Source organism: Acidobacteriota bacterium (genome assembly GCA_012517875.1).
In the GTDB taxonomy this organism is placed as follows: Bacteria; Acidobacteriota; JAAYUB01; order JAAYUB01; family JAAYUB01; genus JAAYUB01.
Genome location: JAAYUB010000048.1, coordinates 1 through 13,233 on the forward strand (window position 1 = coordinate 1; position 13,233 = coordinate 13,233).

A 13,233-nucleotide genomic window follows, 5' to 3' on the forward strand; every position below is an offset into this window, starting at 1 on the left:
TGGGCGGGGTGTCCCCGGACCATAGCTCCGGCAGGGCATCGGCGGCGGGTCGCCAGTAGGTGGTGTCGGCGCGGCGGCACGGCGTGTCGGGCCGCAGCCGGCCCGCCGCCGCCTGCTCGGCCAGTTCGGCCTCGCCGAACGGACCGGCGGGGGCTGTGCCGTCATGGATGAAATAGCGTGCCACGCCTGCTCCACGGAAGCTTTGCGTGATTATAGGTGGGTGCCCGCGCGGATGCAATCGCTCAGTGGACGATCCGGCCGTCGACGAGGGGGACGATCCGGTCGGCCTGGCGGGCGAGCTGCTCGTCGTGGCTCACCAGGATGAAGGCGGTGCCCAGGTTCCGGGAGATCTCGCGCATCAGCGCGAACACCGCGCGGCTGTTGGCGCTGTCGAGGTTGCCGGTGGGTTCGTCGGCCAGGACCAGCGCGGGCTCGTTGATGAAGGCCCGCACCACCGCCACCCGCTGCTGCTGTCCGCCGGAGATCTGGCCCGGCCGGTAGTGCAGGCGGTTGCCCAGGCCCACGCGGTGGAGCAGCTCCACCGCCCGCGCCCGCCGCTCGCGCTCGGCCTGCCGGCCCATGATCCGGCGGGGAATCAGAACATTTTCCAGCACCGAGAACTGGGGGAGCAGGTAGTGGAACTGGAAAATGAAGCCGAGGTACTGAAGCCGCAGCCGGGCGCGCGCGTCCTCGTCGAGCCGGGCGGTATCCTCGCCGTTGAGCAGGATCCGACCCGATGTGGGTGCATCGAGGAGGCCCATCAGGTTCAGCAGGGTGGTCTTGCCGGATCCGGAGGCGCCGGTGATGGACACGAACTCGCCTTTCGCCACCGCCAGGTCGATGTCGAAGAGCACCGGCGTGGGCACGCCGTCGCCGTACACTTTGTTCACTCCGCGGAGCTCCACGACGGGGCACACGTCCATCACGCCCCCCGGATCACGTCGATGGGATTGACCCGCGCCGCCCGCCAGGCCGGGTAGAGTGAGGCGAGAAAACCGATGCCCACGGCGATGGCGATGCTCCCCAGGATCAGGGCGGGGCCGAGGTCAATCGGGAAGGTTTCCACCAGCCGACCGGTGGCGCTGGCGGTGGTGCGGAAGCCGGCCAGCCACAGGCACAAGGCGGACCCCTGGACAGCCCCGGCGGCGCCGCCGAAGAGCGACAGCAGCACGCCCTCCACGGTGAACACGGCGGTGATCTGGCGGCGGTTGGCGCCCATGGCCTTGAGGATGCCGATCTCCCGGAGCTGGCTCATCACCGACATGATGAGCATGCTGGCGATGCCGAAGCCGGCGCCCAGGATGGTGAAGCCCACGATGAGGTTCGATGACTGGCTCTGGGCGCGCAGTCCGGACAGGAGCGACTGGTTGTCCTCCATCCAGGAGCGCGTCTCGTAGGGGACCTGCAGTGCCAGGCGCCGCGCCATGGCGTCGGCGCCGAAGATGTCGCCGAGCTTCAAGCCGATGCTGGTGACGGCGGTGCCCACGCCGAAGAGGGTCTGGCCGTCGCGCAGCGTCAGGTAGAGGGTGCCGCCGTCGACGGCGGCGAAGCCGCTGTCGAAGATGCCGGCGACGGTGTAGGTGCCGGCGTTCCCCTCGATGCTCACCAGGCGGACCTTGTCCCCGAGGCGGAGCGAGAACTCGTCAGCCAGCTTATAGCCGAGGGCGACCTCGCCGGCGTTGAGCCCGAAGAACCGGCCCGTCACCAGTTTCGACTGGATATCCACCACCTCGTTGTGGCGCTCCGGGATCACGCCCACCACCGCCACTCCCTGCCGGCGGGCACCGCGCGACATGAACCCTTGCCCCTCCACCACCGGCGACACCGCCGCCACGTCCGGGTCGAAGCGCTGCAGCCGGGCCAGCCAGAAGGGCCAGTCCTCGATCTTGCGCTTCTGCCGCTCCAGCCGGATCCGCTCGCCGGCGTAAAGCGGCCCGTCCGGCGCCGCCGTGTCGGCCACCGACAGCGGCACCCGCTCGGGCTGGCGCATGACGACGTGGGGGATGGCGCCGGTGACGCTGGCGATGAGCCGCCGCTGCAGCCCGCCGATGAGGGCGCCGAGGAAGATGATCAGGGTGACGGAGACCGCCACGACCCCCATCATGAGCAGGGTCTTGCCCAGGTTGTAGCGCAGGTTCCGCAGCGCCACGGACCAGGCGAAACGGTCGAACATGGATCGGTCTCCTCGTTGTCCGGGCGGCGGACGCTCAGGGTCGCGCAACCGGCCGGACCGTGTCTCCGGCTGCGGCCTCGGTGCCACGGACCAGCACCGCGGCGTCGGACGGCACGCCCGTCACAGCGATCCACTCCGTGCCGCGGGCCAGAACGCGGACGGGCTGTTCGCGCACCGTATCACCCGTCACGACCAGCACGTGCCAGCGGCCGTCGCGCTGCAGGAGCGCGGTGGCGGGGAGGCTGAGCGCCCGCGGCAGCCGGGCCACCTCGACGCTGACGTCCACGGTCATGTCGGGGCGGACGAAGTCGGGGAGCCGGTCGGGAGTGAAACGGAGCCCCACCACGCCGCGGCTGCTGTCCACTTCCGGTCCGATCTGAGCCAGCGTCGCGGCAAACGGCTGGTCGCGGAACGCCGGCGCCAGCACCGTCGCCCGCTGGCCGGTTCGCAGACGGTCCAGATTGTTCTCGTCGGTTTCGACGTAAATTTCTGTCACCCGCAGATCGGCCAGTTCCAGGAGAGCGTTGCCGGGGGTGACACTCTGGCCGGGTTCGGCGCTCCGGCGGATAACCAGCCCGGGCAGCGGCGCGCGGATCGTCCGGCGCTCCAGATCCTGCTTGGCCACCAGCACCGCCGTCTCCGCTTCGCGCAGGCGCGCTTCGGCCACCTGCAGGTCTTCGGGGCGCGGCCGGGCGCGCAGGTCGGCCAGCGTCTCGCGCGCGGCTGCCTCGGCGGCGGCGGCCTGGTCCCGCGTGGAGGCGGCCAGGTCCAGGTCGGCTTGGGCGACCACCTGGTCGTCGAAAAGGGCGCGCCTGCGCGCGAAGTCCCGCTCGGCCTGGAGCCGGGCGGCGGTCGCCCGGTCCAGTTCCGCATCGGCGCGGGCCAGCTCCTCGGGCGTGGTGCCGCGGCGGACAAGGGCCAGCTCGGCCGCAGCGGTCTGGGCGGCCTGGCGGCTCTGCTCCAGGCGCTGGCGCGCGTCGTCCCGCCGGAGCTGGACGAGGGAGGCGCCGGCGGCGACGCGGTCACCGTCTTCCACGAACACCGATTCGATGACGCCTGTCACCTCGCTGCCGATGGGGCTCTGCCGCTTGGCCCGGAGGGTGCCGCTGGCAATGACCAGCTCCACCACCTCCCGCTCCGCCGGCCGGACGGTTTCGACCTCGCGGACGCGCAGCCGGCTGAAGCCCAGCCAGCCCGCCGCCGCCACGAGGAGCGCGCCGCTGATCCACAAGGTGTGTCGCATCCGCCGGGTCATCCACAGGCCTCCGTCTTCGGGGATCGACCCATTTCAGCACAAAGCGGGACGCGGGGGAAGCGAATATTCCGCACCGGGCGATACCGATTCAGATGGTGGCTGGTGCGATGGTGTATCATGGATTGCCGGACAGTGCGGGGAACCCCGCGGTTCGGGATGCCGGTCGGGAGGTGGCGGAGAATGACCGGAACCGACGTGACTGTTCTCGGGGCAGGTCTGGCGGGAAGCGAGGCCGCGTGGCAGCTCGCCCGCAGGGGCTGGCGGGTGGCGCTTTGGGAGATGCGACCCGCCGTAATGACGCCCGCCCACCGAACCGGCCGCTTCGCCGAACTGGTCTGTTCCAATTCCCTCAAGTCGGAGGCTCCCGCCAGCGCGCCGTATTTGCTGAAGGAGGAGTTGCGCCACCTGGGCAGCCTCCTGCTCAGGGTGGCTGACGGTTGCCGAGTCCCCGCCGGGCAGGCGCTGGCGGTGGACCGGCAGCGGTTCGCCGAGAGCGTGGAGGCGGCGGTCCGCAGTGAGGCCGGCATCGCAGTGGTCTCCGCGGAAGCGCGGACGCTGCCGGCGGCGCGTCCGGTCATCGTGGCCACGGGGCCGCTCACGTCACCGGCACTGGCCGAGGCGCTGCGCGGGCTCGCCGGCGCCGAGCACCTTTTTTTCTACGACGCCATCAGCCCCATCGTGGCCGGAGCTTCAGTGGACCGCGCCGTGGCCTTCGCCGCTTCGCGCTACGGCAAGGGAGGCGACGACTATCTGAACTGTCCCCTGAACCGCAAGGAGTATCAGGCGTTCATCGAGGCGCTCCGCGCAGCCGACACGTACCCGCGGCACGACTTCGAGGCGGATGCCTATTTCGAAGGGTGCCTTCCCATCGAGGAGATCGTCCGGCGCGGGGACGACACGCTCCGCTTCGGTCCCATGAAACCGGTGGGCCTGGTGGACCCGCGCACCGGCACCGTGCCATACGCCGCACTCCAGCTCCGCCGGGAGGATGTGCTGGGCGATGCGTTCAACCTGGTGGGTTTTCAGACGCGGCTGAGGCAGGGTGAGCAGCAGCGGGTTTTCCGGCTCATTCCTGGCCTGGCGCGCGCCGAGTTCATCCGGTTCGGGCAGATCCACCGCAACACGTACCTGAACGCGCCGGCCGTGCTCAACCCGGAGCAGGAGTTCCGCGACCATCCCGGAGTGTTCGCGGCCGGGCAGTTGTGCGGGTTGGAGGGGTACATCGAGGCCGTCGCCACCGGGCTGATGGCCGGGCTGCAGGCGGACCGCCGGCTGCGGGGCCTTCCGCCCGTGCGGTTTCCCCGGGACACCGCGCTGGGCAGCCTGCAGCACGCCCTCGGCGCGGCGGATCCGCGCGGATACCAGCCGCTCAATATCACCTTCGCGCTTCTGCCGCCGCCGCCGCCCGAGTTGGAGCGACGGCTTCACGGTAAGGCGGCGCGCCACGCCTGGCGGGTGCGGGAATCGCTGCAGGCGCTGCGGGACTTCGCCGCCCGGGATGGCGTGCGGCCCGCCTGACGGGTCCGGTTCGGGCCGAATCAGTGCACCGACTCCGGGTGACCGCCCGGCGGATAGTTGCCCGTGGCCTGCATCCACAGGATGTCGTCCGGGGAGAACTGCTCGCGGGCGTACTCACACCATGGCAGGATGCGGCATTCCGGGCAGCGGCGACTGCACGGGATGATCACGTTCACGGCGTCGGGGAAGAGGCGGTGGAACTCAGCGCTGTGCCCGTCGCGCACCTCATCCTCGTAGGTCTCGCGCAGCAACCGCAGCCGTACCTCGAGGGGAACGGCATCGGGCAGCTGCAGCACCGCCCGGAACTCCCGCCACATCTGGTCTTCGATCTTCCGCATTTCCTGTTCCAGCTTCTTGTCCATGACCACCTCCCCAAGCGTCTATATCCATACAAACGGACGGAAACCGAAGTGTTCGGCCCTGAAGCCGAGAAACGGGTGAATCATGTTGATTTTTAAAGGAATATTTTTTTGGCAGCTTCAATGTCCCGCCCTTCCCACGCGCTGGACGGATGGATGGGCCCGGGCTACACGCGCCTGTTCAGGATCGATTCTCGCCGGTTGAGCATCCAGGCTACGAATGGGGAAAGGATCCAAAGAGTGGGGAAATATTCACCACTTTCTTCTGCGGTATATAGATTTATCCTTTTTAATTTCAATAATTTAAGAATTAATTGGATTTTGGCATGATGGTTGCCATTATCAAGTTGAATATTTGAGAAGGAGGTAATCACCATGGTTGGAATTCGCAAGTACGATCCGTACAACCAGCTGTCCCGCGAGTTTGACCGGATGATTTCCCGGTTCTTCGACATGCCGCGGCGCTACGACGAGGAAAGCGAGGCGCTGGCGGCTTGGTACCCCCGCATGGACGTCAACGAGCGCGAGAACGAACTCGTTATTCGCTTCGACCTGCCTGGGATGAAACGGGAAGACATCCAGATCACGCTGGAGAACAACACTGTCACCGTGAACGGCGAGCGCAAGTTCGACCAGGACGAGAAGCAGAATAACTATCATCGGGTCGAGTGCTGCTATGGCCGCTTCACCCGCAGCTTCACCCTGCCGCGGGCGGCCGACGGCGAGAAAATGAAGGCCAAGTACACCGACGGCGTGCTGGAGCTGGTCCTGCCCAAGCGGGAAGAGGCGAAGCCGAAACAGATCGCCATCAACGTCGGCTGAGCGAAATCAGCCGCCAGCAGGGGGGCGATGCCCCCCCTTTTTTTATCTCTTGAAACGAGTGCAACAAGGCGACAATCATGACGGATGTTCCCATCGAACCGGAAGCCGAAGGCGTCGACGCCGAGGCTGGCCAACCCCTGGATATTGCCGCGCCACCGCCGGAAGATCGGCTGGCTGAGAGCGTCGCTCCGGCGGAAGCAGATGTTGTCACCCGGCTGCGGGAGGCGCTGGCCGCATCCGAGGAGCGCACGTTGCGCGCGGTGGCCGACTTCGACAACTTCCGCCGGCGCACCGCCGCAGCCAACGAGGAGGCGGCGCGGGAGCAAAAGAAGGCACTACTCCTGGACCTGCTCGAGGTGCAGGACAACTTTACCCGCGCCTTGGAACACTGGACGGGCGATGACAATGAATTTGTCGCCGGCATCCGGGCGATCCGCCAGCAGTTGGAAGGGCTATTGATCCGCCACCAGGTGGAGCGGGTCGCCGCGCTCGGCCAGCCGTTCGATCCCCGCGTCCACGACGTGCTGGACGCCCGCCCGGATCCGGCGGTCTCGGTGGACACGGTGGATCGGGTGTACAAGGAGGGGTACCTATTTTGCGGCAAGCTGCTCCGGCCGGCGCTGGTCGGCGTGGCGCAGGCGACCCGGGCGGCCGGGACGCCGGCCGGCGAGGAGGAGGACCTTGGATCCGAATAAGATGACCCTCAAGGTGCGCGAGGCGCTTTCCGCCGCGCAGGGCCTGGCCCAACGACGCAACCACGCCCAGGTGGACGTGGAGCACGTGCTGCTGGCCCTGCTGCAGCAGGCCGACGGCCTGGCGCCGCGGCTGCTGGCGCGCCTCGACGTGCCCGTGGCCGAATTCACCGGCCGGCTGGAGCAGGAGCTGGATAAGCTGCCCCGGCTGTCCGGCGACGGCGCGGCCGACGGCCTCTACATCTCGGGCCGCCTGAACCGCATCCTGATTCAGGCGCAGGAGGAAGCCGCTCGGCTCAAGGACGCCTTTCTGAGCGTGGAGCACCTGCTGGCGGCCATGATCGCCGATGGGGCGGATCAGCCCGCCGCCCGGCTGTTCCGGGCCTACGGCGTCGACCGGGAGCGCTTCGACCGCGTGCTGCAGGACGTGCGGGGCAACCAGCGCGTCGACTCCGAGGACCCGGAGGGGACGTACGCGGCGCTGGAGCGGTATGGCCGCGACCTGGTCCGCGAGGCGGCGCGGGGCAAGCTGGACCCGGTCATCGGCCGCGACAACGAGATCCGCCGGGTTATCCGCATCCTGTCCCGGCGGACGAAGAACAATCCGGTGCTCATCGGTGAGCCCGGCGTGGGCAAGACCGCCATCGTCGAGGGGCTGGCCCAGCGCATCTTCAAGCGGGATGTGCCAGAAGGGCTCCTTGACCGCACCGTCGTGGCGCTGGACCTGGGCGCGCTGGTCGCCGGCACCAAGTTCCGCGGCGAGTTCGAGGAGCGCCTCAAGGCCGTGCTCAAGGAAATCGAAAAGTCGGACGGCCGCATCATCCTGTTCATCGACGAGATCCACAATATCGTGGGCGCCGGCCGGGCCGAAGGCTCCATGGACGCCGGCAACCTGCTCAAGCCGATGCTGGCGCGCGGGGCACTGCACTGCATCGGTGCCACCACCATCGACGAGTACCGCAAGCACATCGAGAAGGACCCGGCGCTGGAGCGCCGGTTCCAGCCGGTGCTGGTGGAACCGCCGTCGGTGGAGGACACCGTCTCCATCCTGCGGGGCTTGAAGGAGCGGTTCGAAATCCACCACGGCGTGCGCATCACCGACCGGGCGCTCGTGACCGCGGCCGTCCTGAGCCACCGCTACATTGCGGACCGGTTCCTGCCCGACAAGGCCATCGACCTGATGGACGAGGCCGCGGCGATGATCCGGACCGAGATCGACAGCCTGCCCGCCGACCTTGACGAGATCACCCGGCGGGTCATGCAGCTCGAGATCGAGCAGGAAGCGCTCAAGAAGGAGAAGGACCCGGCGTCGCTGAACCGGTTGCAGGACCTGCAGGGCGAACTGGCCGAGCTCCGGGAGCGCGCCCAAGCGATGCGGGTCCAGCTCCAGCAGGAAAAAGATGAGATCCAGCATCTGCGCAAACTGCGCGAGGAGATCGAGGGGGTCCGGCGCGACATCGAGGCGGCCGAGCGGGCCTACGACCTGAACCGCGCCGCCGAGCTCAAGTACGGCCGCCTCCGCGACATGGAGGGGCAGCTCGCGGAGGCCGAGGCGCGCCTCGGCAGGGATGCCGGCGCGCGCCGCCTGCTCAAGGAGGAGGTCACTGACGAAGAGATCGCCGCGATCGTCGCTCGCTGGACCGGCATCCCCGTCACCCGCCTCATGGAGGGGGAGCGCGAGAAGCTGCTCCACCTGGACGAGATCCTCCACCGGCGCGTCATCGGCCAGGACGAGGCCGTCGACGCTGTGGCCGAGGCCGTGCTACGCGCCCGCACCGGCCTCAAGGATCCGAAGCGCCCCATCGGCTCCTTCATCTTCCTCGGGCCCACGGGCGTGGGCAAGACCGAGCTGGCGCGCACGCTGGCCGAGGCGCTGTTCGATACCGAGGAAAACATGGTCCGCATCGACATGTCCGAGTACATGGAGAAGCACAGCGTTGCCCGCCTCATCGGGGCGCCGCCTGGCTATGTGGGCTACGACGAGGGCGGCCAGCTCACCGAAGCGGTCCGCCGCCGGCCGTACGCGGTCATCCTGTTCGACGAGATCGAGAAGGCCCACCCGGACATCTTCAACGCTTTGCTGCAGATCCTCGACGATGGGCGCCTCACCGACAACAAGGGCCGCGTGGTGGACTTCAAAAACACCGTGGTGATCATGACCTCCAACGTGGGCAGCCAGCTCCTCATGGACGGCATCGACCGCACCGGCGCCATCCCCGCGGCTGTGCGCACGCGCGTCATGGACGAACTGCGGCTCTCCTTCAAGCCGGAGTTCCTGAACCGGGTGGATGAGATCGTGCTGTTCAAGCCCCTGACACCGGAGGAGCTGGCGCGCATCGTCGACCTGCAGTTTGAGCAGCTCCGCCGGCGCCTCCACGACCAGGAGATCGAGCTCAGCCTCAGCCCCGAGGCCCGCACGCTCATCGCCCGCCAGGCCTACGACCCGGTTTTCGGCGCCCGTCCGCTCAAGCGGTTCCTTCAGCGCCACCTGGAGAGCGTGCTGGCCCGGCGGATCCTCAAGGGCGAGATCGTCCCGGGCAGCCGCACGGTGGTGGGGGTCACCGGCGACGTGCTCGACTTTCGCACCGACACGGCCGACGGGCCGGTGAACTGAGCGTTTCGCACGGACTGCGTCTGATGGGCACACCGGCGGCCTTGCGGCCGCCGGTTTTTCGTTGACACTCCGGAAACCGCCAACGATAATACGCCCAGGTCACCCCCATGAGCACCACCTTCTGGCTTGAATACAACCAGCAGCAGCGCAACTTTACGCTGGACGCGCAGATGACCCAGGTCCGGATCGGCCGCGGCGCCTCCAACGAGGTGGCCATCGGCGAGGACCGCGGGATCTCCAAGTGCCACGCCCGCATCTTCGCCTCCGGCGGCAAGGTCTGGGTGGAGGACACGGGCAGCCGCAACGGCACGTTCGTCAACGAGAAGCAGGTGGGCTTCCGCCACCCGCTGGAGGACGGCGACACGATCCGGCTGGGCAACACCCGCCTCGTCTTTCGGCGCCACGTCACGGAGGACCCGCAGGAAACCTTCCCTCTGCCCGGGATGACCTGCATCATTTCCATCAAGGATTTCAAGGACCAATGGAAGACCCGCGACGCGGCCGCCCAGGCGGCAGCCGGTCCGGCGGCGCCGCCGAGGCCGGCGACTGCCAGGGCGGAAGCCGCTCCCGCCGCGCCGGCGGCGAGCCCGATGGTGGACACGTTGGCGGCCGAGGTGAAGCGCTTCGGCGTACTCCAGGAAATCGCCTCCTCCCTGCTGGACCAGCGGGACCTGAGCCGCCTCTTCCACGACTGCCTCCAGCTCATCGTCTCGGTGGTGCCCGCCCGCCGGGGCTGCCTGATGATGATCGAGGGCGGAGAGCTTCAGGTCAAGTCGTACTGGACCGGCGGACGGGTGGCGGATACGCCCGCCGCCGCCGACATCATCCAGTTCAGCCGGACCGTCCAGCGTCTGGTGATCGAGAAGAAGTCCGCCGTCCTCACCACGAACGTGGAGAGCGACCCCCAGCTCGAGGAGGCGCGCAGCATCATCGTCCAGGGGATCAAGTCGATCATGTGCGTCCCGCTCTGGAACGGCGAGAAGACGTACGGCCTGATTTACCTCGACAGCCCCTCGATCGAGAAGGATTTCAACAAGGACAACCTCCAGCTCCTCACCGCCATTGCCAACCTGGTGACGATGAAGATCGAGAATTACCTTTACATTCAGGAGCTCCTCCTGAAGAAGGCGATGGAGAAGGAGTTGGAGTACGCCGCCGACGTGCAGAAATTCCTGATCCCCGACAGGTTCCCCCAGGTTTCGGATCTGGACGGCGCGGTCTTCTACCGCTCCTGTCTCCAGCTGGGCGGCGATTATTACCACGTGTTCGTCCTCCCGGACGGACGCTACCTGTTCATCATCGCCGATGTGATGGGCAAAGGGATGGGAGCGGCGCTGCTCACCGCCTCGCTCCACGCCTATCTCAACTCGCTGTGCGAGCAGGAACTGGACCTGAGCGAGCTGCTGGGCGACCTGAACCGGCGGATCCACACGCAGTGCGACGGGCAGATCTTTGTGACGCTGTTCGCGCTGGCGCTGGACGCGGCGAGCGGGCGCGCCTGGTATTGCAACGCCGGACACAACGAGGCCATCCGCGTGCGGGAGGACGGAAGCTCAGATCTACTCGCCGAGGGCGGGCCCATCCTCGGCATTCTGCCCGAGGGTGTCTTCCAGGTCACGGAGGTGGAGCTCGGTGACGGGGACCTGCTCCTGCTGTACACCGACGGACTCACCGAGGCGGGTAACGAAGCCGATGAGTTTTTCGGCCGGGACCGCGTGGTCAAGTTCCTGGTGCAGGAGCGCGACAACACTCCGGACGAGATCTGCCAACGGCTCATCCAGACCGTTGAAAAATTCCAGGGCGTCAAGCCCCAGCGGGACGATTTGACGGGCATCTTGATCCGGTTTCTCCCCGGGAAAAAATGCAGTTGACAATTATTGGCTCTTGGCGAAAAATTGCTTCCAAGTATAGCCGGAAGGTGTGCCATGAAGATTTTTGAAGACTCTCTTCATTCCGACGCCGCCTGGTTGCCGGCCGTGCTCTTGGCCAAGAAGAAGAAGGACGACGACTTCGACGACGACGAGCTGCCGGACGATCTCGACGACGACAACGACGAGATCGAGGACTGGGACGAGGACGAAGAGGGTGACGGCGAAGACGCCGATGACGAGGTGTGGGAGGAAGAGGACGACGAAGAGGGAGGGGAAGACGACGAGGACGACGAGGAGGACGGCGAGGACGAGGATTGGGACGACGAGGAATATGAGGACTGGGAGGATGACGAAGACGGCGACGAGGAGGAGGACGAGGACGAGGACGAGGACGGTGAGTGGGAGGAAGAGGGAGAACCTGAAAAGCCGGGCGAGTGGGACGACGACTACATCGATTACGATACCGACGATTACGATTACGAGGACTGGAACTGAGCGCGGGGTGACCGGTCCCGCGCGCTTCGAACCGCCGCCGCGTTTCCGGCGGCCCGGGCGGCCGCCGGATAGCGGGCTGCGCAATCGACTCCGCCTGACACGATCATGAGGACAAGCAATATCCACAGGAGGCGGCCATGGCGCGTCGGTGCGTGTCACTGATCACCGATTTCGGTCTCGCTGGCCCGTTTGCAGGGGCGATGAAGGGAACCATCCTCCGGATCAACCCCGAGGTCAACGTGGTGGACGTCACCCACTCCATCACGCCGGGCGACATCCTGGAGGCCGCCTTCGTGCTGAGCTGCTCGTTCCGCTTCTTCCCGGACCGCACCATCCACGTCGTGGTAGTGGATCCGAAGGTGGGCAGCCAGCGGCGCGCCCTGCTGGTTTCCATCGAGAATCACTTCTTCTTGGCGCCCGACAACGGCGTGCTGAGCTACATCCTCACCCGCGAGGAGGTGTACGGCATCTTCAGCCTCACCGAGGAGCACTTCTTCCAGAAGACGTTAAGCAGCACCTTCCACGGCCGGGACGTGTTCGCGCCCGTGGCCGGCTGGCTGAGCAAGGGCGTGGAGTCCGCCCAGTTCGGCGAGCCCGTCACCGACCCCCTGGTGCTAGACATCCCTAAGCCCCAGGAAGTCCGGCCGAAAGCCTGGAAGGGATCCATCCTCTACGTGGACACCTTCGGCAACCTCATCACCAACTTCACTCCGGAGCACATCCCGCTGGACGAGCAGGGGTACCCGGCGGTGGCCAAGGTGCGCCATCTGCATGGGGAGATTGTCAAGACCCGCCGCTATTTTGCCGAGTCGGCCGACAAGGAGCCCTTTCTGATGCTGGGCTCCTCGGGCTATTACGAGATCGCCATCAACAACGGCTCGGCGGCGATGGAGCTCGGGTTGAAGGCGGGGAGTGAAATCGCCTTGCTCCAACGGTGATTGCCCGCCGCCTGAGGGGGCTCGGTCGATCGGTCAATCGATGAAAGGGTATCCGCGCTCGTAATTCGTAATCGTGCCTCGCCTCGGCCTGCTCACCACGAAGTCACAAAGGGCACGAAGGGTTTATTTTTCATTGGTGATCTGTCATTGGCCATTTCGGATTATTGGTTATTGCTGATTGCTTATATTCTATCGGCTATTTGGAACCGAGTTTGTTCTTGCTGTTGATGGGGTCTGGGACTTGGGACCTGGGACCTGGGGTCTGGGACCTGGGTTTTTGGGCCTGGGGTTTGAGGGCTGGGGTTTGAGGGCTGGGTTCTGGGTCGTGAGAACCAGAACCCAGGTCCCAGGTCCGATATCCGAAGTCCGAATTCCGCTGTCCGACAATCGGGAACGAGCCTCTAGCCTCGAGTCTCGAGCCTCGATTACGATTACGAATTACGATGACGATTCCGAATACCGAGTCCGACTAACTCGGAACTCCTATTCCCGATCT

General features: G+C 66.6%; 12 protein-coding genes. 7 read left to right on the forward strand and 5 right to left on the reverse strand.

Features of this window, described 5'->3' with window-relative positions; translation table 11 throughout:
* The 4 genes from GX414_05760 to GX414_05775 all read right to left on the reverse strand — a co-directional run.
* On the reverse strand, positions 1 to 184 hold a 184-nt coding region (locus GX414_05760; GenBank protein NLI46597.1), incomplete at its 3' end, for a DUF4339 domain-containing protein.
* A 58-nt stretch (positions 185 to 242) separates the two neighbouring features.
* On the reverse strand, positions 243 to 923 hold the full coding sequence (locus GX414_05765; protein NLI46598.1) for an ABC transporter ATP-binding protein: 681 nt from the start codon (positions 921 to 923) through the stop codon (positions 243 to 245).
* Positions 923 to 2,173: an ABC transporter permease gene (locus GX414_05770; protein NLI46599.1), complete on the reverse strand. Its 1,251-nt coding sequence runs from the start codon at positions 2,171 to 2,173 to the stop codon at positions 923 to 925. The genes GX414_05765 and GX414_05770 overlap by 1 nt, the downstream gene beginning before the upstream one ends.
* 34 nt (positions 2,174 to 2,207) lie before the next feature.
* Positions 2,208 to 3,416 carry an efflux RND transporter periplasmic adaptor subunit gene (locus tag GX414_05775; GenBank protein ID NLI46600.1) on the reverse strand — a complete coding sequence of 403 codons (1,209 nt, stop codon included), beginning with the start codon at positions 3,414 to 3,416 and terminating at the stop codon, positions 2,208 to 2,210.
* A gap of 192 nt (positions 3,417 to 3,608) precedes the next feature.
* On the opposite strand from GX414_05775, the gene GX414_05780 reads away from it, so the two are divergent.
* Positions 3,609 to 4,946: a methylenetetrahydrofolate--tRNA-(uracil(54)-C(5))-methyltransferase (FADH(2)-oxidizing) TrmFO gene (locus GX414_05780; GenBank protein NLI46601.1), complete on the forward strand. Its 1,338-nt coding sequence runs from the start codon at positions 3,609 to 3,611 to the stop codon at positions 4,944 to 4,946.
* Between the two features lie 20 nt (positions 4,947 to 4,966).
* Here GX414_05780 and GX414_05785 read toward each other — a convergent pair whose 3' ends face one another.
* Positions 4,967 to 5,308, reverse strand: a complete 342-nt coding sequence (locus GX414_05785) for a hypothetical protein (GenBank protein NLI46602.1) — start codon at positions 5,306 to 5,308, stop codon at positions 4,967 to 4,969.
* Between the two features lie 372 nt (positions 5,309 to 5,680).
* On the opposite strand from GX414_05785, the gene GX414_05790 reads away from it, so the two are divergent.
* The 6 genes from GX414_05790 (at position 5,681) to GX414_05815 (ending at position 12,737) form a co-directional block, all read left to right on the forward strand.
* The gene (locus tag GX414_05790) at positions 5,681 to 6,127 is read left to right on the forward strand and encodes an Hsp20/alpha crystallin family protein (GenBank protein NLI46603.1); all 447 of its coding nucleotides are present in this window, start codon (positions 5,681 to 5,683) and stop codon (positions 6,125 to 6,127) included.
* Between the two features lie 77 nt (positions 6,128 to 6,204).
* Positions 6,205 to 6,822, forward strand: a complete 618-nt coding sequence (locus GX414_05795; GenBank protein NLI46604.1) for a nucleotide exchange factor GrpE — start codon at positions 6,205 to 6,207, stop codon at positions 6,820 to 6,822.
* Positions 6,809 to 9,433: an ATP-dependent chaperone ClpB gene (gene clpB, locus GX414_05800; protein NLI46605.1), complete on the forward strand. Its 2,625-nt coding sequence runs from the start codon at positions 6,809 to 6,811 to the stop codon at positions 9,431 to 9,433. The genes GX414_05795 and clpB overlap by 14 nt, the downstream gene beginning before the upstream one ends.
* Before the next feature lie 107 nt (positions 9,434 to 9,540).
* Positions 9,541 to 11,304, forward strand: coding sequence for a SpoIIE family protein phosphatase (locus GX414_05805; protein NLI46606.1), 1,764 nt, complete (start codon positions 9,541 to 9,543; stop codon positions 11,302 to 11,304).
* A gap of 54 nt (positions 11,305 to 11,358) precedes the next feature.
* Positions 11,359 to 11,799 carry a hypothetical protein gene (locus GX414_05810; protein ID NLI46607.1) on the forward strand — a complete coding sequence of 147 codons (441 nt, stop codon included), beginning with the start codon at positions 11,359 to 11,361 and terminating at the stop codon, positions 11,797 to 11,799.
* Positions 11,800 to 11,936: 137 nt separating this feature from the next.
* On the forward strand, positions 11,937 to 12,737 hold the full coding sequence (locus GX414_05815) for an SAM-dependent chlorinase/fluorinase (protein NLI46608.1): 801 nt from the start codon (positions 11,937 to 11,939) through the stop codon (positions 12,735 to 12,737).
* Positions 12,738 to 13,233 lie beyond the last annotated feature (496 nt).

What these genes read in the sequence shown, in the direction of transcription:
- GX414_05765 (NLI46598.1), bottom strand. Translation starts at nt 923, where the DNA reads ATGGACGTGTGCCCCGTCGTGGAGCTCCGCGGAGTGAACAAAGTGTAC.
- GX414_05770 (NLI46599.1), bottom strand. Translation starts at nt 2,173, where the DNA reads ATGTTCGACCGTTTCGCCTGGTCCGTGGCGCTGCGGAACCTGCGCTAC.
- GX414_05775 (NLI46600.1), bottom strand. Translation starts at nt 3,416, where the DNA reads ATGCGACACACCTTGTGGATCAGCGGCGCGCTCCTCGTGGCGGCGGCG.
- GX414_05780 (NLI46601.1), top strand. Translation starts at nt 3,609, where the DNA reads ATGACCGGAACCGACGTGACTGTTCTCGGGGCAGGTCTGGCGGGAAGC.
- GX414_05785 (NLI46602.1), bottom strand. Translation starts at nt 5,308, where the DNA reads ATGGACAAGAAGCTGGAACAGGAAATGCGGAAGATCGAAGACCAGATG.
- GX414_05790 (NLI46603.1), top strand. Translation starts at nt 5,681, where the DNA reads ATGGTTGGAATTCGCAAGTACGATCCGTACAACCAGCTGTCCCGCGAG.
- GX414_05795 (NLI46604.1), top strand. Translation starts at nt 6,205, where the DNA reads ATGACGGATGTTCCCATCGAACCGGAAGCCGAAGGCGTCGACGCCGAG.
- GX414_05805 (NLI46606.1), top strand. Translation starts at nt 9,541, where the DNA reads ATGAGCACCACCTTCTGGCTTGAATACAACCAGCAGCAGCGCAACTTT.
- GX414_05810 (NLI46607.1), top strand. Translation starts at nt 11,359, where the DNA reads ATGAAGATTTTTGAAGACTCTCTTCATTCCGACGCCGCCTGGTTGCCG.
- GX414_05815 (NLI46608.1), top strand. Translation starts at nt 11,937, where the DNA reads ATGGCGCGTCGGTGCGTGTCACTGATCACCGATTTCGGTCTCGCTGGC.